Origin of the sequence: Saccharopolyspora flava (assembly GCF_900116135.1) — a bacterium.
Lineage (GTDB): Bacteria > Actinomycetota > Actinomycetes > Mycobacteriales > Pseudonocardiaceae > Saccharopolyspora > Saccharopolyspora flava.
Map to the genome: position 1 here is coordinate 302,495 of NZ_FOZX01000004.1, position 19,711 is coordinate 322,205.

A 19,711-nucleotide genomic window follows, 5' to 3' on the forward strand; every position below is an offset into this window, starting at 1 on the left:
TTCGCGTTGCTACCGCACGACATGGGTCGGCTCTTCGAGCAGGCCTCGGCCCGAGGCCGCACCACGACCGTCCACCTCGACCGGCCCTTCGACATCGCACCCGAAGCGGGCCGGCGTCACGACGTGACGACGCTGGCCGAGCTCGTGCGCGCCGCCTCGGGCTGGTGGGTCGCGGCCGGGGCGCGGCCCGGCGGCCGGGTGGCGATCCTCAAGGACGACCACTGGGACGTCGACCTGCTGGCCTGCGCCGCCATCCGCGCCGGGGCCGTGCCGGCGAAGCTCTCGCCGCACCTGTCCGCCGAAACCGCCTCGGCGCTGCTCAAACGCCTCGAACCCGACGTGCTCGTGACCTCCCCGCGGGTGCTCGGCCGCGGCGTCGCCGAGGGCGTGGACCTGGCCTCCTTCGCCCGCACCACCGTGAGCACCGCGCCCGCCCCCGGCACCGTCTCCCTCGACGATCTGCGCGGCAGCACCCCGCCCGCGCCGCAGCGCCGCGACGACGACGCGCCGCTGATCATCACCCACTCCTCGGGCACCACCGGCGTTCCCAAGCTCGTCGTGCACTCCACCCGCACGATCATCGGCAACCTCGCCCGCTTCGAAGCCCTGCCGACACCCGTCGTGGGGATGCGGCGCGACGACGTCGTGGCCACCGCCAGCTCCTACGCGCACGGGCGCACCTTCAGCTGGACCGCCGCGACCATCAGCGCCGCACCCGCCGAGATCGTGGTGCTCACCTCCCAGGACCCCGACCGGGCCGACCCGCTGCTGCGCGAGCACCCGCCGACGGTGTTCGAAGGCCTGCCCGCCGCGTTCGTCCGGTTCCGGCCGCTGACCGCGCGGCTGGCCAACCCGTTCCGCCGGGTGCGGCTGTTCATCAGCACCTACGACGCCGTGCACCCGCCGACCCTGCGCGCCTACCTGAAGGCCAGCGGCCGCAAGCACCCGGTGTGGCTGGACGGCTGGGGGCAGACTGAGACCGGGCCGCTGACGTTCCGGCTGCACCACCGCTCCTCGGTGCAGCGGCGCCGCGCCCGCGCGCACCCGGCGGGACGACCGGTGCCGCTGAAAACCCGTCTGCGCGTGGTGGATCCGGCCACCTTCCACCCCGTCCGGCCGGGGGAGACGGGGCTCGTGCTGGCCCGCACCCGCGCGCTGTGCCTGGACTACCTCGGCGAGACCGAGCGCTACGCCGCCAAGAAGCGCGGGCGGTGGTGGAACACCGGCGATCTCGCCATCCGGGGACGCGACGGCAGCGTGCACCTGGTGGACCGCGAGGTCGATTGCGCCGCCGAGGGCAGCTGCCTGGCCGCCGAGGACACCCTCGAAGAACGGCTCCCGCACGCGCTGGAGTGCGTGCTGCTGGCCCGCGCGGACGGGCCGCCGCTGCCGGTCGTGGTCACCGCCGACGGGACGCTGTCCGACCACGCGTGGCGCCACGCCTGCCACGGACTTCCGGAGATGGCCGAGCCGGTGGCGCTGACCTGGGACGAGGTCCCGCGCACCGGGACCGGCAAGGTCCGCAGGCTCGCCCTGCTGGACCGGCTCACCGGCAGCGACGACACCTACGGAACCGGGCGGTGGACATGACTCGCAGCTACGTCTTCACCAGCGAGGACGCGCACGTGGCGGAGCAGCACCGCTGCCTCGCCGAGGCCTACGACGGCATCACCACCGGGCGCTTGGCGGAGACCGGTGTCGGCGACGGCTGGCGGTGCCTCGACGTCGGCACCGGCGGCGGCAGCATCGCCCGCTGGCTCGCCGAGCGCGTCGCCCCCACCGGGAGCGTGCTGGCCACCGACCTCGCGCCCGTCGAGGTCGAGCCGCACCCGAACCTGACGGTGGCGGTGCACGACATCACCACCGATCCGCTGCCGGAGGAGCACTTCGACCTCGTCGTGGTGCGGATGCTGCTGCAGCACTTCCCGCAGCGAGAAGCCGTGCTGCGCGCGCTGGTCCGCTCGCTCAAGCCCGGCGGGTGGTTGCAGGTCGACGAGCTCGACGCCGGCTACGAACCGGTGTTGCTGGCCACCGACGCCGCGCTGTACGAGAAGTTCCTCGCCGCCAAGACTGGGCACATGCGCTCCCGCGGCGGCAACCCGGAGTGGGGCCGCGAGGCCGCCGCCGCGATGCGCGCCGCCGGGCTGGTCGCGATCGACCCGCGCCCGCACATCGGCACCCGGCACGCCGGATCGCCCGAGCTGATGCTGCAGCTCAACCACACCCACCACCTGCGGGACGGCCTGCTCGCCGCCGGGATGACCGACGCGGAGCTGGAGCGGGTGCGCGAGGTGATGCGCGACCCCGGATTCCGCGCGTCGTCGAGCGTTCTGCACTCGGTGCAGGGGCGCAAGCCGTGATCGCCGAGCGCGTGGCCGCCGGGCTGCTCCGCGAGCTCGGCGAGACTCCCGCCGTCTGGTGCGACGTCGACTGGTCCGGGCCGGTGGAGATGACGTTGCGCGACGAGTCCGCGGTGCAGGCCGCATGCGGGATCATGCACGTCCACGGCCGGGCCTCCGGCGAACCCCGCAGGCTCGGCGTCGACTACGCCTCGGCGGTGGCCGGGGTGCTGGCCGCGCAGGCGTCGCTGGCCGCCGAGCTGGCGCGGGCGCGCGGCGCGCGGATCGGGTCCGCGCGCACCTCGGTCGCCCAGGCCGCGCTGCTGGCGGTCGGGCAGTACCTCGCCGTGGCCACCGCCGACGACGACTGGGACGAGCGCTGGGAACCGGGCGAGCGCCCGCCGTTCCGCTCCCGCGACGGCGTCCGCTTCGAGCTGGAGACCCTGCACCCCGAGGGGTGGCAGCGGTTCTGGAGCGGGCTCGACGCGGACCGGGCCGATGTCGCCGCGGGCTGGTGGCCGTTCCAGCAGCGCTTCGCCACCGCCTCCTGCTCGCTGCCGCCGGCGCTGCTCGCCCGCACCCGGCGGTTCCCGTTCCGCGAGCTGCTGCGGGTCGCCGAGCAGGCGGGCGTGAGCGTGCTGCCGATCCGCGCCGACCGCGACCACCCGACCCCCGTCCCCGCGATCACCCTGCACGACCTGCCGGGCACGTCCCGCTCACGCCCGTGGCCGGGCGGTCGGCCGCTGGAGGGCATCGTCGTCGTCGAGTCGACCCGCCGGATCCAGGGGCCGATGGCCGGGCACGTGCTGGAGATGCTCGGCGCCGACGTCGTGCGCGTCGAACCGCCGGGCGGCGATCCGATGCGCGGCATCCCGCCGGTCTCGGGGGACTGCTCGGCGCGCTTCCGGGTGCTCAACGACGGCAAGCGCGTCACCGAGCTGGACCTGAAAACCCCTGCCGGGCAGGAGGGTGTGCGTGAACTCGTCTCCGGCGCCGACGCCTTCGTGCACAACTGGGCGCCCGGCAGGGCCGAGGCGCACGGGCTCGACGCGGACGATCTCGCCCGCGTGCGGCCCGGGCTCGTGCACGCCTGGTCCTCGGGCTGGGCGCCGCTGCCCTGGCCGGATCCGCCGCTCGGCACCGACTTCCTCGTGCAGGCCCACAGCGGGCTGGCGGCCGAGGGAGCACCGTCGCTGATGACGCTCACCGACATCATGGGCGGACTCGTTTGCGCCACAGGCGTTCTCGCCGCGCTGCTGCGCCGCGAGCGCACCGGCGCCGGGGCTCGGGTGGACAGCTCGCTGTACTCGGCGGCGGGCCTGATCCCCCGCCAGCCCAGCGGGACGGGCCGGTTCGTGCGGCGCGACGGCAGGCCCGTCCTGCCCGACGGCACGCCGGTGCGCACCGACCTGCGCGAGCTGGCCGCCGACCCGCGCTTCAAGCGCGCGCTCACCCGCACGACGCACACCGCACCGCAACCACCCTGGGAGTTCGCATGACCTGGACGTCGCGCAACGGCATCGAGATCCGCGACCTGGTGCCCGCCGAGCTGCGCAGGCACTGGGTCGAGCAGGGCCTGTGCCCCGACCGACCGGTCTACGACCTGTTCGTCGAGCGGGTGCGCGCGCACCCCGACCGCGAGGCCGTCGTCGACGGCGACGTGGTGCTCGGCTACTCCGACCTCGACGACGCGGTCCGGCGGGTGGCCGCGGCGCTGAGCGCGGAGGGCTTCGGCGAGGGCGACATCATCGGCATCCGGATGCCCAACGGCTGGCGGATGGTCGTCGCCGAGCTCGCCGTCGCGGCCATCGGCGCCGTCGCGCTGCCCTACCCGGACGGGTCGGGCACCCAGGACACCCGCAGCCTGCTCGGCCGGTCCCGCGCGGCCGCGGGCATCTTCACCGACCCCGCCGACGCCGAGGTCGCCGCCGCGCTGCCGACGGTGCGCCGCGCGTTCCTCTTCGACGACCTCGACAGCGGAACCGATTGGCACCCACCGGTTCTCGAGCCCGAAGCGCCGGTGCGGGTGCTGGTCACCTCCGGTTCGCAGTCCGAGCCGAAGATGATCGCCTACTCGCACAACGCGATGGCCGGTGGCCGCGCCAACTACGTGCGCGAGATCAGCGGCGACGAGCCGATGCGCGCCCTGGTGCTGATGAAGCTCTCCTCGGGCTACGGCTCGCTGGTCACGCACGTGAGCATCGCCGCGCTCGGCGCGACCGTCGTGCTGCAGCACGGGTTCGACGCGGCGGAGGCGCTGCGCGCGGTCACCCGGCACCGGCCGACCCACCTGTTCGGCGTGCCCACCATGCTGCGCAGGCTGGCCGAGCACCCGAGCGAGCCGGGCGAGGACCTGTCGAGCCTGCGCGCGGTGGTCTCCAGCGCGGCACCGCTGTCCGACGTGACCGCGCGCGCCTGCACCCGCCGTTTCGGGACGCGGGTCATCACGATCTACGGCTCGTCCGACGGCATCAACTGCCACACCGCGCTCACCGGCACCGGCAACGGGTCGGGCACCGGGATCCCCGACCCGGAGGTCGCCGAGATCCGCGTCGTCGACGAGCTGGGCCGCGACGTCGGTCCCGGGGATGCGGGGGAGATCTGGGCGCGCGGTCCGATGACGCCGTTGAGCTACGTCGCCGATCCGGGTCTCGACCAGCGCTACCGCACCCGCGGCGGGTGGGTGCGCAGCGGTGATCTCGGGGTGCTCGACGAGCTCGGCCGGCTGCACGTGCTGGGGCGGGTCGAGAACGTCGTCTCGCGCGGCGGGTTCAAGATCAGCCCGGCGGAGGTGGAGCGGGAGCTGGCCGCGCACCCGGACGTGGTGGACGTGGCGTGCGTGCCGGTGCCCGACGAGGAGCTGGGGGAGCGGATGTGCGCCTGCGTCAGCCAGGCCGCGGGCAGCGCCGAGCTGTCGCTGTCCGACGTCACCGAGTTCCTGGAGGGCGAGCGGGGTTTGGAGCGGCGCAAGCTCCCGGAGTTCCTGCTGCGCCTGCCGGAACTCCCGCTGGCCCCGACCGGCAAGGTCTGCCGCCGCACCGTCACGGCGCTGGCGGCGGACCACGTCGCCGCAGGTCAGCCCGCGATGAGCTCGACGTCCAGCCGGCCGTAGTGGTAGTCGCGGATCGCCGCGAGGAGTTCGTCCAGCCCCAGCGTGGCCGTCCCGCCCGCGACGTGCTCGAAGGCCTCGTCGGCCCGGGCGTCGTCGAGACCGAGGGCGGTCAGCCACCGGACGAACTCCGCGCGGTCGATCCGGCCGTCCCCGTCGCGGTCGCACACGCCGATCACGCCCGCCGCGACGGGGCGCAGGGCGCGGTTGAACGCGGCCTCGCCCTGCTCGAAGATCAGGTCCTCGGAGACCTTGAGGAACTGCACCTCGCTGATCGCGGCGTCCGGGGAGACACCGGCCTGGTCCGCGCAGAGGTCGAAGAGCCCGCGCAACGCCTCCCGCAGCCGCACGGCCTCCGGTGCCTCGGGGTCGGCGCCGAACGCCGCGGCGATGTGCCGGGCCTCCCGCTCGAAGTCCTCCCGCCGCAGGCCGCCCAGGCCGTCCCGGTCCCATCGGTCGAAGCGGTTCTTCATCCGTCCCCGGGCAACGCTGCGCACCCTTCAACCCTCCACAGTAGACATCGAAAATCGTTGTTGTGACACGATAATAATTCGAGTTGCGCGACCCTGCCAGCTCGCGCGGCCGGCGGGTACCGTGCGAGGGGTGGAGGAGCTGCGCGCGGGGATCGAGGACATCGCACTGGTGGACCACCACGTCCACGGCGTGGTGCCGGGCAAGCTCGACCGGGCCGGGTTCGAGTCGCTGCTCACCGAGTCCGACCGCCCGATCCCGGGCTGGATGACGCAGTTCGACTCGCCGCTGGGGTTCGCGCTGCGGCGGTGGTGCGCGCCCGTGCTCGGTCTCCGGCCGCACGCCACGCCCGAGGAGTACCTGGCCGCGCGGGTGTCGCTGGGAGCCGAGGAGGTGACCTGGCGGCTGCTCGCGGCCTCCGGCGCGGGCCGGTTCCTGGTCGACACCGGGCTGGGCGGCGGCCTGGCGGAACTGGCCGAGGCGTCCGGGAAACCGGTGCACGAGGTGGTGCGGCTGGAATCGGTGCTGGAGGACGTCGGCCGATCGGGCGTGTCGGCGGCCGACCTGCCCGCGCGGTTCCAGGAGGAGCTGGCGCGGCGGACGGCCTCGGCGGTGGGGCTCAAGAGCATCGTCGCCTACCGCTTCGGCTTCGACTTCGACCCGCGGCCGCCGGAGCGCGCCGAGGTCGTGGAAGCGGCCGGGACCTGGTTGGGCGAGGGCGCGCCCCGGGTGAGCGATCCGGTGCTGCTGCGGTTCGCGCTGTGGGCCGGGGTGGAGCGCGGCCTGCCGCTCCAGCTGCACGCCGGGTTCGGCGACCCCGACCTGGACCTGCACCGCTGCGATCCGCTGCTGCTGACCGGATTCCTGCGCGAGGTCGAGCCGCGCGGCGTGGACGTGCTCCTGCTGCACTGCTACCCGTTCCACCGCCACGCCGCCTACCTGGCGCAGGTGTTGCCGCACGTGCACTTCGACGTCGGGCTGGCCCTCACCCACACCGGTGCCCGCTCGACCGCGGTGCTCGCCGAATCCCTGGAACTCGCCCCGTTCGCCAAGACCCTCTACTCCTCGGACGCCTGGGGCCTGCCCGAGCTGCACCACCTCGGCGCCCGGCTCTGGCGCCGGGGAATGGCCGAAGTCCTGTCCGGGCACGTCGAATCCGGCGACTGGGCGCTCGACGACGCCCTCCGAGTCGCGCGCATGATCGGCCGCGACAACGCCGAGCGCGTGTACGGCCTGGAGAGTCCCTAGGCGGGGCGGAAGATCTGGTCGTCGGGGATGTCGATGCCGAGCTGGGCGAGGAGTTCGATGAGCACGACGGCGATCTGGCGGCTGACCCGGGTGGCGAGCTCGTCCTCGGTCTCGTCGGCGTGGTCGAGCCACCAGATGATGCTGGCGTCGACCATCCCCATCATGCCCGCGAGCACGCCGTCCGGTGGCGCGGCGGGCAGTTCGGCGGCGTCGAGGTAGCCGCGCATGGCCTCCACGATCTCGTTGAGGAAGCGGGTGCGGCCCATCCGGGCGCGGTGCAGCGCCTTGGTCTGCTGCTGGGCGGCGACGAAGCGGTAGAGGTTCGGGTGCTCGGAGGCCCAGGAGATGCTGGCCGCGACGATCCCGCGGATCACCTCGAACGGCGTGCCGGCGCGGGTGAGGTGCGGCCGGACGCGGCGGATGAGCTCGGTGGCGGCGAAGCGGGTGACCTCGGCGTCGAGCTGGTCCTTGCTCGCGAAGTGCCGGTAGACGTTGGGGCGGGGGAGCCCGGCGCGGTCGGCGATCTGCGCCATGCCCACGTGCGGGCCGCTCTCGTCGATGGCCTCGACGGCGGCCGAGACGATCTGCGCGCGCCGCGAGTCGTTGTCCAGGGCTTCCTTCGCCGTCCGGCGCCGCACCGTGGAATCGACCCATCTCGCCACGTTCACCACGGCGACACCGTACCCTCTGATACAGCTTGTACCCAGTCCGACGCGCGTGCTACAACGTGTATCCAGTACCCCAGCGTTCCGTAATGGGAGGATTCGCCGTGCCCGCTCGCCGCTCGCCCTGGATGAATGAGGAACTCGACGACCTGCGCGGACTCGCGCGCACGTTCGCCGAGAAGGAGATCAAGCCGAACACCGAGCGGTTCATCGCCAACAAGCAGGTCGACCGCGAGCTGTGGAACAAGGCCGGCGAAGCGGGCCTGCTGTGCCTGTCGATCCCGGAGGAGTACGGCGGTGGCGGCGGCACCTTCGCGCACGAGGCCGTGGTGATCGAGGAGCAGGGTCGCGTCGGCGACAGCTCCTGGGGCGCCTCGCTGCACAGCGGCATCGTCGCCCACTACCTGCTCGCCTACGGCACCGAGGCGCAGAAGCGCGAGTGGCTGCCGAAGCTGGCCAGCGGCGAGTCCGTCGCCGCCATCGCCATGACCGAGCCGGGCACCGGTTCCGACCTGCAGGGCATCGCCACCAAGGCGATCCGCGACGGCGACGAGTACGTGGTCAACGGCGCCAAGACCTTCATCACCAACGGCTACCAGGCCGACGTGGTGCTGGTGGCGGCCAAGACCAACCCGGAGGAGGCCGCGTCCGGGATCTCGCTGGTGATCGTGCCGACCGACACCCCCGGCTTCAAGCGCGGCCGGGTGCTCGACAAGATCGGCATGAAGGGCCAGGACACCTGCGAGCTGTTCTTCGACGACTGCCGCGTGCCCGCCTCGAACCTGCTCGGCGAGAAGGAGGGCGAGGGCTTCGTCCAGCTGATGACGCAGCTGCCGCAGGAACGGCTCATCGTCGCCGTGGCCTGCGTGTCGGCGATGGAGTTCGTGCTCGACGAGACGCTGAGCTACGTCCACCAGCGGGAGGCCTTCGGGCGCCCGATCTTCAAGTTCCAGAACACCAAGTTCGAGCTGGCCGAGATCGCCACCGAGGCCCGGGTCGCGCGGTCCTTCCTGGACGAGTGCATCGAGCTGCACGTCGAGGGCGAGCTCGACATCCCGACCGCGGCGATGGTCAAGTACTGGTGCTCGGAGCGGGCGATGAAGGTCGCCGACCAGTGCCTGCAGCTGTTCGGCGGCTACGGCTACATGGAGGAGTACCCGGTGGCGCGGGTGTTCACCGACATGCGCGTCCAGCAGATCTACGCGGGCACCACCGAGATCATGAAGGAGATCATCAGCCGGTCGCTGCCGACCCCGAGCTGATCCTCCGCACGTCCGTCCGGCCGCTCGGGTTCACCGGGCGGCCGGACTGGCGTTTTGGCGCCAAGTGCCCGAAGTCACCCGCTGTGAGGTGTTTACGGAAGCCCGGCTGATCGTTAGTTTGGGGGCCGCCGACCGGAGTTAACGCCGATGTTACGGGGAGGGATCGGGCGATGGCGCCTCTTGACCTGCTCTGCGCTGTGCTGATCCCGCTCGCCCTCATCGTCGGCACGGCCGCCGCGATGTCCGGCCGCCGCGTCCTCGCCCAGCGCCTCGCGGTCACCTCGGGTGCACTCGCAGTAGTGGGCCTGGCGCTCGTCTCGGCCGTCTCGCTCTTCGGACTCTGACAGTTTTAGCCATAATTGCCCCGTCTTTTCAGGGGCAATTATGGCTAAAACTGTCCCCTGCCGAGCACCTCCTCACCGCGATCACCCGGTTCGACGCTGCAACTCCACGTCCGGATGGGTAGGAACAGAAGCGACGGAAACCGCCGCTCACCTCCGGGAGGAACCGCTGTGCCCGCAGCCGAATTCGCGCGCTCGCTGCGCGCTCGGGATCAGCTCGTCGGCTACTGGATCGCCCTGGACGCCCCGGCGGCCACCGAGCGGATCGCGAGAGTCGGGTACGACTACCTCGTCGTCGACGTCCAGCACGGCCTGATCGGCCACGTCGGGATGCTCAACGCGCTGATGGCCATCGACGCGGCGGGCGGCGCGCAAGGCCTGGTCCGGGTCGCCGCCAACGAGCCCAGCGGCATCGGCCACGCCCTCGACGCGGGGGCGGCGGGCGTCATCGTCCCGCTCGTCGACACCGCCGAGGACGCCGCCGCGGCCGTCGAGGCGACCCGCTACCCGCCGCGCGGCCGCCGCTCCTACGGCCCGATGCGGTCGGGCCTGCGCATCGGCCCGCGCCCCGCCGACGCCGACGAGTCCACGGTCGTGATCGCCATGATCGAGACCCCGCAGGGCCTGGCCAACGTCCGCGAGATCTGCGCGACTCCCGGCCTCGACGCCGTCTACGTCGGCCCCGCCGACCTGTGCCTGGCCGTCGGCGGCGCCCACCCGGGCGACCCCGCCGTGGCCGCGGAGTTCGAGTCCGCCGTCGACGAGATCCAGCGCGCGGCGGCGGAGGCCGGCATCGCCGCCGGGTTCCACGTCTCCGACGGCGAGGCCGCACCGCCGCGCCTGGCGCAGGGCTACACCTTCGCCAGCGTCTCCTGCGATCTCGTCCACCTGGAGGCGATCGCGGCGCACCACCTCACCGCGGCTCGCCGCTGAAGAACTCCAGCATCCCCACCACCGCGGCCTCCACCATCCGCGACAAGGTGGGTTCGACGACCGGCGCGAAGAACGGGGAGTGGTTGCCGGGCACGACCTCCCCGTCGGCCTCGGCCCGGGCGTGCCGCTCGGGATCGGTGCCGCCGATCGTCCAGAAGCAGTAGGGCACGCCGATGGCCTCGCCGAGCACCCCGAAGTCCTCGCTGCCCATCATCGCCTCGGCCGCGCGCACCGAGCCCTCGCCCCAGTGCGCGTCGAGGGCGGCGGTGACCCGGCCGGACACCGCCTCGTCGTTGACCAGCCTCGGGAACGCCGACAGCTCGGTGATCTCCGGTTCCGGTGCTCCGGAGGCCTCGGCCTCGGCGCGGATGATGCGCCGCAGCGCCTCCAGCACGCGGGTGCGCACGGCGTCGTCGAAGGTGCGCACGTTGAGGGTGAACATCGCCGAGTCCGGGATGATGTTCTCCTTCAACCCGCCCGCGATGCGCCCGACCGTCACCACCGCCGACGACAGCGGGCTCACCTCCCGCGACACCACGCCCTGGATGCGGGTGATGGTGTGCGCGACCTGCACGATCGGGTCCAGCGCGAGGTCGGGCTGCGACCCGTGCGCCCCGCGCCCGCGCACCACGACCTGCCACGAGTCGGCCATCGACGCGGCGGTCCCGGTCGCGCAGCCGACCGCACCGGCCGGGCCGGACATGACGTGCTGGCCGAGCACCACCTCCGGGCGCGGCGCCCGGTCCCACAGCCCGTCGGCGACCATCGCCCGCGCCCCGGCGGCGACCTCCTCACCGGGCTGGAACAGCAGCACCAGCGTCCCCGACCAGGCGTGGCGGGCACCGGACATCAACGTCGCGGCGGCCAGCAGCGAGGCGACGTGGGTGTCGTGCCCGCAGCCGTGCATCACCGCCGTCTCGGTGCCGTCGGGCAGCACCCCGGTGGCCGTCGAGGCGTAGTCGAGCCCGGTGCGCTCGTCGATCGGCAGCCCGTCGGTGTCGGCGCGGAACGCCACCACCGGTCCGGGACCGTTCTCCAGCACGCCCACCACGCCCGTCCCGCCGCAGCGGAACGCCGGGACGCCCAGCGCGGCGAGGCGCTCCTCGATCAGCTCCGCCGTCCGGTGCTCCTGCATCGACAGCTCGGGGTGGGCGTGCAGGTGGCGGTACAGCGCGTGCAGGTCGTCGCGGACGTCGTCCAGTCCGGCCAGGACCTCTTTGACTGCGGTCGCGCTCACGCGGAAACCTCCGCTCTCTCCTCGGTTTCGGACACCTCCGCCTTCGGGCGGAAGACCAGGCACAGCGCCACGGCGGCCAGCACGCACAGCGCCATCGCGAAGGTGCTCGTCGCGGGCGCGAGCGGGACCAGCACGAACACCCCGATCAGCCCGCAGGCCACGGCGATCACCACGGTGCGCAGGTGCCGGGCGGTCATCGCCGACTGCACCAGCACCGGGCCGAAGATCGCGGGCACGACGTAGCCGAAGACCTCCTGCACACCCGGCGGCAGCACCGACACCAGCCAGGTGCCGAGCAGCCCGACGAACACCAGCAGCGAGGCCAGGTGCACCGCGGCCGCGCCGGTGATGGCCACGACCGCGGCGATCTCGGCCTTCCGGGTGCCCTGCTTGGCGCCGATCGCCTGCTGCGCGGCCACCGCCGAGGGCAGCAGCTTGTTGGCGATGTTGCCGATCATGAAGGCCTGGTAGGTCGCCGCCGGTCCCAGCATCGGGTAGTAGGAGATCGGTTCGACGAACCAGATCACGCCGAACACCGCCGCCACCGCCAGCCACGCCTGCGCCACCAGCCCGAAACCGGGCCACAGGCCGGCGCCGAACATCAGGTACACCGGCCCGGCCAGGGAGATCACCAGCCCGGCCGACATCGTCCAGCGGCCCCACCGGGAGGTGGTGCGCTCGAAGTCGTCCGCCATCACGCACCTCCCGCTCACAGCGCGATCCCGGCCGCGGCCAGGCCGACGGCCATCGAGATCCCCAGCGACCACTCCTTGAGCCACCGCGCGCCGAGGCGCCGGGCGAGGAACTGGAGCAGCAGCATCGCCGCGGCCCCGGCGAGGAACGCCACCAGGTGGACGCCGGACTTGGCGGTCTCGGCCAGGCCCAGGTAGCTGAACGCGGCGATCATCGCCGCGCTGGGCACCACCGCCATCACGGTGGGGTTGAGCGCGCGGACCTTCGCGTCGGCGCGCTTGAGGATCGGGGTGAACACCAGCGCGGTGATCATCCACGCGGCCCCGCCGACCGACATGGTGAACAGCACCAGCGCGAAAGCCCGGTCGTCGTAACCGGCGCCGCCGAGCTCGATGCCCGCCGCCTCGGCGGCGGTCTGGGCCGCGGCGGTCTCGAACCCGGCCGACCCGATCAGCCCGATGCGGGTCAGCACGGCGGGGGTGCCGAACAGGGTGATCAGCCCGATCGCGACGAACACGACCGCCAGCGACGGTCCCAGCGCCGACAGGGCCCCGACGCGGAACGCGCCGACCAGCTCCTTCCGGCTCATCCCTGCTTCGGGGGCGCCGCGCACGGCGGCGCGCCAGTACACGGCGGACTGCACGGCGATCACCGCGAACACGGCGAGCGCGGCGAGCCACAGGATCGGTGAGTGGGCGATGCCCGGGGTGCTCATCCCGGCCTCCAGGGGTCGATCACGGCGCACGCCGGCGGCGGGGCCCCGTCGCACCGGCTGGCGTGCTCACTTGCTGGATTCCGGAATGATCCCCCGTTCACGCGCGGGGTCTCGTTGATGCAAAGAACTTCGAATACGGTCGTTTTCGTGCAGGATTCTTCGAAAGTCGACGAGACGGATCTGAGCCTGATCCACGCTCTGCAGATCAACCCGCGCGTCACCTGGACGCGGTTGGGCGGAGTCCTCGACGTCGATCCCTCGACGCTGACCCGGCGCTGGCGGCGGCTCACCCGCGAGGGCCTGGCGTGGTTCAGCTGCTACCCGCGCCGCAACCCGGCCTGGACCGGTCACGGCTGGCAGGCCAACGCGTTCGTCGAGGTGGAGACCGTGCCCGGCAACCGGCGCGCGGTCACCGAGGATCTCGCCAGGCTCAGCAATGTCTGGAACATCGACGCGACCTCGGGGCGCCGGGACCTCATGCTCACCGTCTCCGCCGGCAGCGTCATGGCGCTCGACGAGGAGGTGATGACCTCGATCGCCACGATCCCGGGCGTGCGCGCGACCCGGACGCACTTCTTCCGCCGCATCCTGCGCGAGGGCGGGTCGTGGCGGCTGGACGCGCTCTCGCCCGACCAGCAGCGCGCGTTGAAACCCGCTGGCGGGCAGGGGAAGTCGCGGCCGGGGGAGCGGGATCTCGCGCTGCTGCGGATGCTCGGGCCGAACGCGCGGCTGCCCGCGTCGGAGGCGGCGCAGCGCCTCGGCTGCTCGACGGCGACCGCGAGCCGCTGGATCGAGCGGCTGCTGGCCTCGGACTACGTGTCCGCCCGCTGCGAGGTCGCCCACTACCTGGCCGGGTGGCAGGTGGCCGCGACGCTGTGGCTGGACGTGCCGCAGCGCGAGCTGACGACGGTCGCCGCCGCGATCGCGTCGCTGCCGGAGATCCGGCTGTGCGCCACGATCGGCAGCGAGGCCAACCTGGTCGCGCAGGTGTGGCTGCACCGGCTGGAGGACCTCGACGAGTTCGAGGAGCAGCTGGCCACCGACTTCTCCGGAACCCGGGTGCTGGATCGGTGGATCACGCCGCGCTTCGCCAAGCGGATGGGGCACACGCTGCGGGCCGACGGGCGGCGGAAGGACTTCGTGCCGTTCTTCGCCGAACGCGAACCGGCCTGAACACGCAGCAGCCCCGGAGCCGTTTCCTCCTCGGGGAGGAGGCCGAACCGGACACAGTTCGGGGCTCCGGGGCCGGGTAGCTGCCTGGTATTCGCCGACCGCGCTCCCGTGCGGAGATCCCGCGGGATCGTCGCGCGCTCGGGTCGGCAGGAGTGCCGTGGGCGGTCCTAGCGGACAGCCACCTCACAAGTCCTGTTGGTATTCAACGTCGGACCACCTCCTTTCCTGTGTACCCGCAGGCTATGACTCGTCAGGGGGAGGCGGCAACAGATTTTTTGCGACGCCGTTCGGCCAGGTCAGAGGGCTGCCGGGGAACACCGCGCGTTGCACACCCATACCCCCTGGGGGTATGTTCGGGTCAGTCGGAACGGACCAACCGGGAGGTCGTCATGGACCACCACCACTCCGGGGCCGAGGGGCGGGGGCTGACCCGCTCGGCGATCAGCGCCACGCTGCACTGCCTGACCGGCTGCGCGATCGGCGAGATCCTCGGCATGGTCATCGGCACCGCGCTGGGCTGGGGAAACCTGGGCACGATCGTGCTCTCGGTCGTCCTGGCCTTCGTCTTCGGCTACAGCCTCACGATGGCGCCGGTGCTGCGCGCCGGGGTCGGCCTCACCGCGGCCCTGGGCGTCGCGTTCGCCGCCGACACGGTCTCGATCGCGGTCATGGAGATCGTCGACAACCTGTTCATGGTCCTCATCCCCGGCGCGATGGACGCGGGCCTGACCACCTGGCTGTTCTGGCTCTCGCTCGCGGCGTCGCTGGCCATCGCCTTCGCGCTCACCGTGCCGGTCAACCGCGCCCTCATCGCCCGAGGCAAGGGCCACGCGGTCGTGCACCACTACCACTAGGACCGTGCGGCGATGCCTAGCCGATCTCCATCAGGACCGGGCGTTCGGTGACCGGCATCCGCTCCGACGGGCTCGCGCTGGTGCCGTCGAGGTGGCGGACGCGGGTGGTGCCGGGTTCCGGGGGCAGCAGCGCCGTGCCGTCGTGGGTCCAGCGGATGACGAACGGCCTGCCCGCCCGCAGGAACCGGCACTGCCACACGTTGCCGGGCAGACCCGCTCGCTCGCCCTGGCCGCACGAGGTGATCTCGGCGCCGGTGAGCCAGCGCTGCAGCTCGCCGACGAACAACCCGGCCTTGGTCGGCGCGTAGCCGAGCGGTTGCAGCACCATCGGGACCCTGTCGCTGCCCCAGTTGTAGAAGTAGGTGCGCTCGTAGTCGCTCCACAGGCTCGCCAGGAAGTAGCGCACGGCGTGATCGGCGGCCCGCTCGGGCTCCACCCGCCGCTGCTGGGTGACCTCCGGCGCCCAGCCCGCGTTCCACAACCTGATGCCGCCGCGGCCCCGGTGCAGCGTCGCGTCGATCCGCGCGTGGAGCTCGATCATGGTCTCCGGCGGGTCGGAGGCGCTGCGCGGGTTGACCTTCACCGAGGCGTAGTCGCAGTGCTCGAAGCCGCCGAGCTCGCTGAAGCGCTGCATCCAGTCGTGCCCGGCCGGGCTCCACAGGTCGGCGAAACCGGGGCAGACGACCGCGGCTCCCGGGGCGAGCTCGCGGATCGCGCGGCTGCCCAGGCGCGTCATCTCCACCAGCTGCTCGACCGTGCCGCTGAAGTCGGGCGGACTGCCGATGTCCCACAGCTCGTAGGCGCCGATGCGGTCCCCGGCGTGGGCCACCACGGCGCGCACGAAGCGGTCCCAGTCGGCCATGTCCTGCGGCGGGTCTCTGCGGGAGCCGTCGGACTCGGGCGTGCGCGGGCTGCCGGGGGCCGCCCAGTCCGGGGTGTTGCCGAAGGTCATCGTCACCGGGACGCCGTTGGCTCGGGCGCTGCCGGTCAGGGTGTCCAGGACCGTCCAGTCGTAGCGGCCGCGCTCGGGCTCCAGGTCGTGCCAGCCGGTGGAGGAGTTCCACAGCCGCACCGACCCGACCGGGAACGACGGCATCAGGCCGGTGTTGCTGTTGGTCGTCACGCCCACGAACTCCGGGGCGATCGGGATCGGCGCGCTGGTCCAGCTCGGTGCGGAGATGGCCGATCGCGCGGGCACCGGCCGATCATCACCGGTGGGGAACCACGCGTAGGCGGCCACCAGCGCGACCGCGCACAGCAGCGCCACCGGCAGCCACCAGGGCCATCGCCGGCGCCGAGCACCGGGCTCGCGGGCCTCGGAATCCGCGTCGGGGGTCTCGCGGGCGGCGTCGGCGCGCACCCACAGGTGGTAGAGGCGGGACAGCTCCTCGCGGTCGGCACCGCAGGCCTTGGCGATGTGCTCGATCGCTCCGAACTCCGACGGCACGCTCGCGCCGCTGCAGTACCGGTGCACCGTGGACCGCCCCAGGTGGGCGCGCCGACCGATCTGCTCGTAGCTGTGACCGCTGCGGGTCTTCAGCGCCCTCAACGCCTCCGCCAACGCCTCGACGCTCCGCGTACCCGTCACCCGCGCTCCCGTCACTCCACGAGACCGAGAAGCCAGTGTGGCACGGGTCGGGCCGGTCCGGAATGCGTCCGGAAGGGGCTGTGCGCGTTCCCCGGAACATCCCACGCGTTCGTGTTCGCGCAGGTGGGACACGTGGGAGACGTCCCAGCGTCCCGGAAACCGGTGAGTGCCTGGCGGGCGAGAAGATGACCTGCGAGATTCGGGTGGTCCGGCTCCACCCGACCCCGTCGTCAGCGGAACGAGCCGGTTGCTGGGGGAACTGGGGGGCGGTTGGAGCGGGGGTCGGTCGGGCGGTCCCCGCTTCAACCATGACCGGAAACGTCGCTGGTCGGGGCGGGGGTTAGGCTTCGCGGCATGCCCATTGCAGTACGCCTGGCGACCAAGGAGGACCGGCCCGCGATCCTCGAGCTGCTCCGTTCCGCGCACGAGGACGTGGTGCCGGAGGACAAGCGCGGCGAACAGGGCTTCGTCCAGGGGGAGTGGGACGAGGCGGCGCTGGAAGCGCTCGCCGGCGGGCCGGGCATCTTCCTGGCCGAGGACAAGGACAAGATCGCCGGAGTCGTGCTGACCTCGGAAGGCGACGGCCCCATGCCGCCGCCCGCGCAGCGGACCGTCCAGCTCACGCGCAAGCTCGAAGGCCCCGTCCTCTACTACGGCCCGGTCGTGGTGGCGCCGAAGTACCGGGGCAGGGGAGTGGTCCGGCTCCTGCTCTCCGGCATGGCCCTCATGCTCGGCGACCGCTACCCGTCGGCCGCGTTGTTCATCGAGAACACCAACCAGCGCTCGCTGAAGGTCCACCGCGCCCTCGGCATGACCAAGCACGCCCGCTTCACCCTCGAAGACCGCACCTACACGATCTTCACCTTCACCCCCAAGACCTACCTCCCCAAACCCGCCAAATAACCCCCACACCCTCACCCCCTCACCCACCCGAACGACCCCCGGTCGAAAACCCCGGTTTTCGTTGCGTCGAATACCGCAGTTTTTGACCGGTCGAATACCGCGGTTTTTGACCCGACGAATGTTGCGGTTTTTGACCGCTGGGGTGGGTGGCCTCGGAGTGTGGATCTCGGGTTTGGGGGTTCCGGGGTGTGCGGTGCTCGGCAGGGGACGGTTTTTCCTCGAATTAACAAGACATTTCGGACATCGATCGCGGGTGATTCGAGGAAAAACTGTCCTGTGGTGAGGTTCAGGACTTGACGTCGCCGTCGACGTAGAGCCAGGTCTTGGCGGTGCGGGTGAAGCGGCTGTGCTCGGAGAGGACGTGGGTGCGGCCGTCGTGGCGGTAGCGGGCGAGGAAGTCGACCGTGCCCTCGGTGTCGAAGGGGCCGCCGCCGCTGCGGGAGAGGATCTCCAGGCGCAGCCAGCGCTGCTCCGGGTCGAGGTCCAGCTCCGCCGGTCGGGTCTTCGGGTGCCAGGTGCGCAGCAGGTAGTCGGCGTCGCCGACGGCGAACGCGCTGTAGCGCGAGCGCATCAGCTGCTCGGCGGTGGCCGCCTGGCGCTCACCGGAGTGCAGCGGCCCGCAGCAGTCGGAGTAGGGCTCGCCGAGGCCGCACGGGCACAGGTCCTTGACGTTCACGTGCGCATCCTCGCATCCGGATCACCGCGTCCGCCGGGTGCGCCGGACCGCCGCGTCGCGGTGGCTGAGGACGTCGTCGTTGAAGATCCGCGCCCGCTCGGCCAGCGAGTCGCAAATCAGCGGGTGCGCGGCGGCCACGTCGGTGGTCTCGCCGGGATCGCGGTCCAGGTCGATCAGCATCTCCCTGCCCAGCTCGGGCCAGACGGTGGCCGGCCACAGCAGCTTCCACCGGTCCTGGCGCAGCGCGGCGACGTTCCACATCCAGTCCTGCCGGACCTCGCCCGCCGGCCCTTCCTCGAGATCGCCGTAGAAGTACAGGGTGCGGCCCGGCGGCATCGGCTCGCCCGCCAGCGCCGGTGCGATGCTGACGCCGTCGAGCGGGCGGTCCGAGGGCGGCGCGGCCCCGGCCAGGTCGGCCAGCGTCGGCAGCACGTCGACGAACGCGATCGGGTGCGGGTTCTCGGCGACCGGGACGCGCCCGGGCCAGCGGGCCAGGAACGGCACCCGGATGCCGCCCTCGAACGGATCGGTCTTGCGGCCCCGCAGCCCGCCGGTGCTGCCGGAGAACCACGGCCCGTTGTCGCTGGTGAGCATCACCAGGGTGGAGTCCACCAGCTCCAGCGCCCGCAGCTCGTCGAGCAGCCGCCCCACCTGCCGGTCGACCTCGCGGACGATGTCGGGGTAGCTGCCGTCGACGCCCCCGGTCTCCTCGGGCACGTGGAACGGCTGGTGCACCGCGCTGTGCGGCACGTAGGCGAAGAACGGCCGCTGCTCGGCGACGCTGCGCCGGATGAACGCGATCGCGGCGTCGGTGTACTGCCCGGCCAGCAGCTCCTGCCCGCGCTCGGTGTTGACGTCGTCGACGGCCACCGCGTCGCCGCGGTACAGCGGCAGCCGCTGCTGGTCGCCCCACCCCTGGTCGTTGCTGTAGGGGATCCCGCAGTAGTGATCGAAACCGTGCGCGGACGGCAGGAATTCGGGTTGGGCGTCCCACGGGTTGCCGGACAGCCGCGGATCGCCGAGGTGCCACTTGCCGAAGATCCCCGTGCGATACCCCGCAGACCGCAGCACCTCGGCCACGGTGCGCTCGAACGCCGGGAGCCCGCGCTCCTCCTCCGGCCACAGCACCACCGGCAGCCCGACGCGCTGCGCGCAGCGCCCGGTCAGCAGCGCCGCGCGGGAGGGCGTGCAGATGGGTGCGCCGGCGTAGGCCTGCCGGAAAGTCGTGCCGCGGCGGCCGATCTCGTCGATGCGCGGGGTGGGGATCGACGAGCCGTACCAGCCGAGGTCGCCGTACCCGAGGTCGTCGAGGACGACGAGCACGATGTTGGGCCGTGATCCCGAGAGCGAACCGGACATGTCCCACCTCTTGCTGCGGTGCGCTCGATTCTCCCCGCTGAGCGGGCGATTTCACGTTCTTGCCACACGGACGGCCCACGAAAGTCGATCGTCCGGCCCAACGTTGCCGCTCCTCGCCGCGGGCGGCTGATCGCCGGGTGAAAGA

19 protein-coding genes are annotated in these 19,711 nt (G+C 72.4%); 11 read left to right on the forward strand and 8 right to left on the reverse strand.

Going from position 1 to position 19,711, the window contains the following annotated elements; all coding sequences use genetic code 11:
* The first annotated feature begins 6 nt into the window (after positions 1 to 6).
* The 4 genes from BM424_RS14800 to BM424_RS14815 are packed head-to-tail and all read left to right on the forward strand — an operon-like array spanning position 7 to position 5,451.
* Positions 7 to 1,590 carry a class I adenylate-forming enzyme family protein gene (locus BM424_RS14800; protein ID WP_342742618.1) on the forward strand — a complete coding sequence of 528 codons (1,584 nt, stop codon included), beginning with the start codon at positions 7 to 9 and terminating at the stop codon, positions 1,588 to 1,590.
* The gene (locus tag BM424_RS14805; RefSeq protein ID WP_093418260.1) at positions 1,587 to 2,360 is read left to right on the forward strand and encodes a class I SAM-dependent methyltransferase; all 774 of its coding nucleotides are present in this window, start codon (positions 1,587 to 1,589) and stop codon (positions 2,358 to 2,360) included. Before BM424_RS14800 ends, BM424_RS14805 begins: the two co-directional genes overlap by 4 nt.
* The gene (locus tag BM424_RS14810) at positions 2,357 to 3,838 is read left to right on the forward strand and encodes a CoA transferase (protein WP_342742619.1); all 1,482 of its coding nucleotides are present in this window, start codon (positions 2,357 to 2,359) and stop codon (positions 3,836 to 3,838) included. The genes BM424_RS14805 and BM424_RS14810 overlap by 4 nt, the downstream gene beginning before the upstream one ends.
* On the forward strand, positions 3,835 to 5,451 hold the full coding sequence (locus tag BM424_RS14815) for a class I adenylate-forming enzyme family protein (RefSeq protein ID WP_093417757.1): 1,617 nt from the start codon (positions 3,835 to 3,837) through the stop codon (positions 5,449 to 5,451). The genes BM424_RS14810 and BM424_RS14815 overlap by 4 nt, the downstream gene beginning before the upstream one ends.
* On the opposite strand, the gene BM424_RS14820 is transcribed toward BM424_RS14815, so the two are convergent.
* Positions 5,415 to 5,945, reverse strand: a complete 531-nt coding sequence (locus BM424_RS14820) for an EF-hand domain-containing protein (protein ID WP_245775860.1) — start codon at positions 5,943 to 5,945, stop codon at positions 5,415 to 5,417. The two genes, BM424_RS14815 and BM424_RS14820, sit on opposite strands and share 37 nt — an antisense overlap.
* Positions 5,946 to 6,051: 106 nt before the next feature.
* Here BM424_RS14820 and BM424_RS14825 point away from each other — a divergent pair, with 106 nt between their 5' ends.
* Positions 6,052 to 7,167 (forward strand): amidohydrolase family protein, encoded by a 1,116-nt coding sequence (locus tag BM424_RS14825; protein WP_245775861.1) that lies wholly within the window; start codon positions 6,052 to 6,054, stop codon positions 7,165 to 7,167.
* Here BM424_RS14825 and BM424_RS14830 read toward each other — a convergent pair.
* Positions 7,164 to 7,838: a TetR/AcrR family transcriptional regulator gene (locus tag BM424_RS14830; RefSeq protein WP_093417760.1), complete on the reverse strand. Its 675-nt coding sequence runs from the start codon at positions 7,836 to 7,838 to the stop codon at positions 7,164 to 7,166. The two genes, BM424_RS14825 and BM424_RS14830, sit on opposite strands and share 4 nt — an antisense overlap.
* A gap of 122 nt (positions 7,839 to 7,960) precedes the next feature.
* Between BM424_RS14830 and BM424_RS14835 the strand changes: the two genes are divergently transcribed.
* The 3 genes from BM424_RS14835 to BM424_RS14840 all read left to right on the forward strand — a co-directional run bounded on the left by BM424_RS14835 (position 7,961) and on the right by BM424_RS14840 (position 10,368).
* Complete coding sequence (locus BM424_RS14835) at positions 7,961 to 9,094, forward strand: acyl-CoA dehydrogenase family protein (RefSeq protein WP_093417763.1); 1,134 nt, start codon at positions 7,961 to 7,963, stop codon at positions 9,092 to 9,094.
* A gap of 170 nt (positions 9,095 to 9,264) precedes the next feature.
* Positions 9,265 to 9,438, forward strand: a complete 174-nt coding sequence (locus tag BM424_RS28840; protein ID WP_175548100.1) for a hypothetical protein — start codon at positions 9,265 to 9,267, stop codon at positions 9,436 to 9,438.
* A gap of 168 nt (positions 9,439 to 9,606) precedes the next feature.
* Entirely contained in the window at positions 9,607 to 10,368 is a 762-nt protein-coding gene (locus BM424_RS14840) for an HpcH/HpaI aldolase family protein (protein ID WP_093417765.1), read from the forward strand.
* Here BM424_RS14840 and BM424_RS14845 read toward each other — a convergent pair.
* Genes BM424_RS14845 through BM424_RS14855 form a run of 3 tightly spaced genes read right to left on the reverse strand, consistent with a single transcriptional unit; the run spans position 10,349 to position 13,013 of the window.
* Entirely contained in the window at positions 10,349 to 11,605 is a 1,257-nt protein-coding gene (locus BM424_RS14845; RefSeq protein ID WP_245775862.1) for an amidohydrolase, read from the reverse strand. The genes BM424_RS14840 and BM424_RS14845 overlap by 20 nt on opposite strands.
* Positions 11,602 to 12,300: a hypothetical protein gene (locus BM424_RS14850; RefSeq protein ID WP_093417769.1), complete on the reverse strand. Its 699-nt coding sequence runs from the start codon at positions 12,298 to 12,300 to the stop codon at positions 11,602 to 11,604. The genes BM424_RS14845 and BM424_RS14850 overlap by 4 nt, the downstream gene beginning before the upstream one ends.
* Before the next feature lie 14 nt (positions 12,301 to 12,314).
* Positions 12,315 to 13,013, reverse strand: a complete 699-nt coding sequence (locus tag BM424_RS14855; protein ID WP_093417772.1) for a DUF5058 family protein — start codon at positions 13,011 to 13,013, stop codon at positions 12,315 to 12,317.
* 147 nt (positions 13,014 to 13,160) lie between these two features.
* Here BM424_RS14855 and BM424_RS14860 point away from each other — a divergent pair, with 147 nt between their 5' ends.
* Entirely contained in the window at positions 13,161 to 14,186 is a 1,026-nt protein-coding gene (locus BM424_RS14860) for an Lrp/AsnC family transcriptional regulator (RefSeq protein WP_175548102.1), read from the forward strand.
* A 389-nt stretch (positions 14,187 to 14,575) separates the two neighbouring features.
* The gene (locus BM424_RS14865) at positions 14,576 to 15,040 is read left to right on the forward strand and encodes a DUF4396 domain-containing protein (protein ID WP_093417777.1); all 465 of its coding nucleotides are present in this window, start codon (positions 14,576 to 14,578) and stop codon (positions 15,038 to 15,040) included.
* Positions 15,041 to 15,056: 16 nt separating this feature from the next.
* Here BM424_RS14865 and BM424_RS14870 read toward each other — a convergent pair whose 3' ends face one another.
* Positions 15,057 to 16,628, reverse strand: a complete 1,572-nt coding sequence (locus BM424_RS14870; RefSeq protein ID WP_175548103.1) for a helix-turn-helix domain-containing protein — start codon at positions 16,626 to 16,628, stop codon at positions 15,057 to 15,059.
* 354 nt (positions 16,629 to 16,982) lie between these two features.
* Here BM424_RS14870 and BM424_RS28845 point away from each other — a divergent pair, with 354 nt between their 5' ends.
* Positions 16,983 to 17,531 (forward strand): GNAT family N-acetyltransferase, encoded by a 549-nt coding sequence (locus BM424_RS28845; protein WP_175548104.1) that lies wholly within the window; start codon positions 16,983 to 16,985, stop codon positions 17,529 to 17,531.
* Positions 17,532 to 17,817: 286 nt separating this feature from the next.
* Here BM424_RS28845 and BM424_RS14875 read toward each other — a convergent pair whose 3' ends face one another.
* On the reverse strand, positions 17,818 to 18,207 hold the full coding sequence (locus BM424_RS14875; protein ID WP_093417782.1) for a YchJ family protein: 390 nt from the start codon (positions 18,205 to 18,207) through the stop codon (positions 17,818 to 17,820).
* Between the two features lie 21 nt (positions 18,208 to 18,228).
* Positions 18,229 to 19,566, reverse strand: a complete 1,338-nt coding sequence (locus BM424_RS14880) for a sulfatase-like hydrolase/transferase (RefSeq protein WP_093417785.1) — start codon at positions 19,564 to 19,566, stop codon at positions 18,229 to 18,231.
* Between the last annotated feature and the right edge of the window lie 145 nt (positions 19,567 to 19,711).

Coding starts and splice junctions, on each gene's coding strand:
- BM424_RS14805 (WP_093418260.1), top strand. CDS start 1,587: ATGACTCGCAGCTACGTCTTCACCAGCGAGGACGCGCACGTGGCGGAG.
- BM424_RS14815 (WP_093417757.1), top strand. CDS start 3,835: ATGACCTGGACGTCGCGCAACGGCATCGAGATCCGCGACCTGGTGCCC.
- BM424_RS14835 (WP_093417763.1), top strand. CDS start 7,961: ATGAATGAGGAACTCGACGACCTGCGCGGACTCGCGCGCACGTTCGCC.
- BM424_RS28840 (WP_175548100.1), top strand. CDS start 9,265: ATGGCGCCTCTTGACCTGCTCTGCGCTGTGCTGATCCCGCTCGCCCTC.
- BM424_RS14850 (WP_093417769.1), bottom strand. CDS start 12,300: ATGGCGGACGACTTCGAGCGCACCACCTCCCGGTGGGGCCGCTGGACG.
- BM424_RS14855 (WP_093417772.1), bottom strand. CDS start 13,013: ATGAGCACCCCGGGCATCGCCCACTCACCGATCCTGTGGCTCGCCGCG.
- BM424_RS14865 (WP_093417777.1), top strand. CDS start 14,576: ATGGACCACCACCACTCCGGGGCCGAGGGGCGGGGGCTGACCCGCTCG.
- BM424_RS28845 (WP_175548104.1), top strand. CDS start 16,983: ATGCCCATTGCAGTACGCCTGGCGACCAAGGAGGACCGGCCCGCGATC.
- BM424_RS14880 (WP_093417785.1), bottom strand. CDS start 19,566: ATGTCCGGTTCGCTCTCGGGATCACGGCCCAACATCGTGCTCGTCGTC.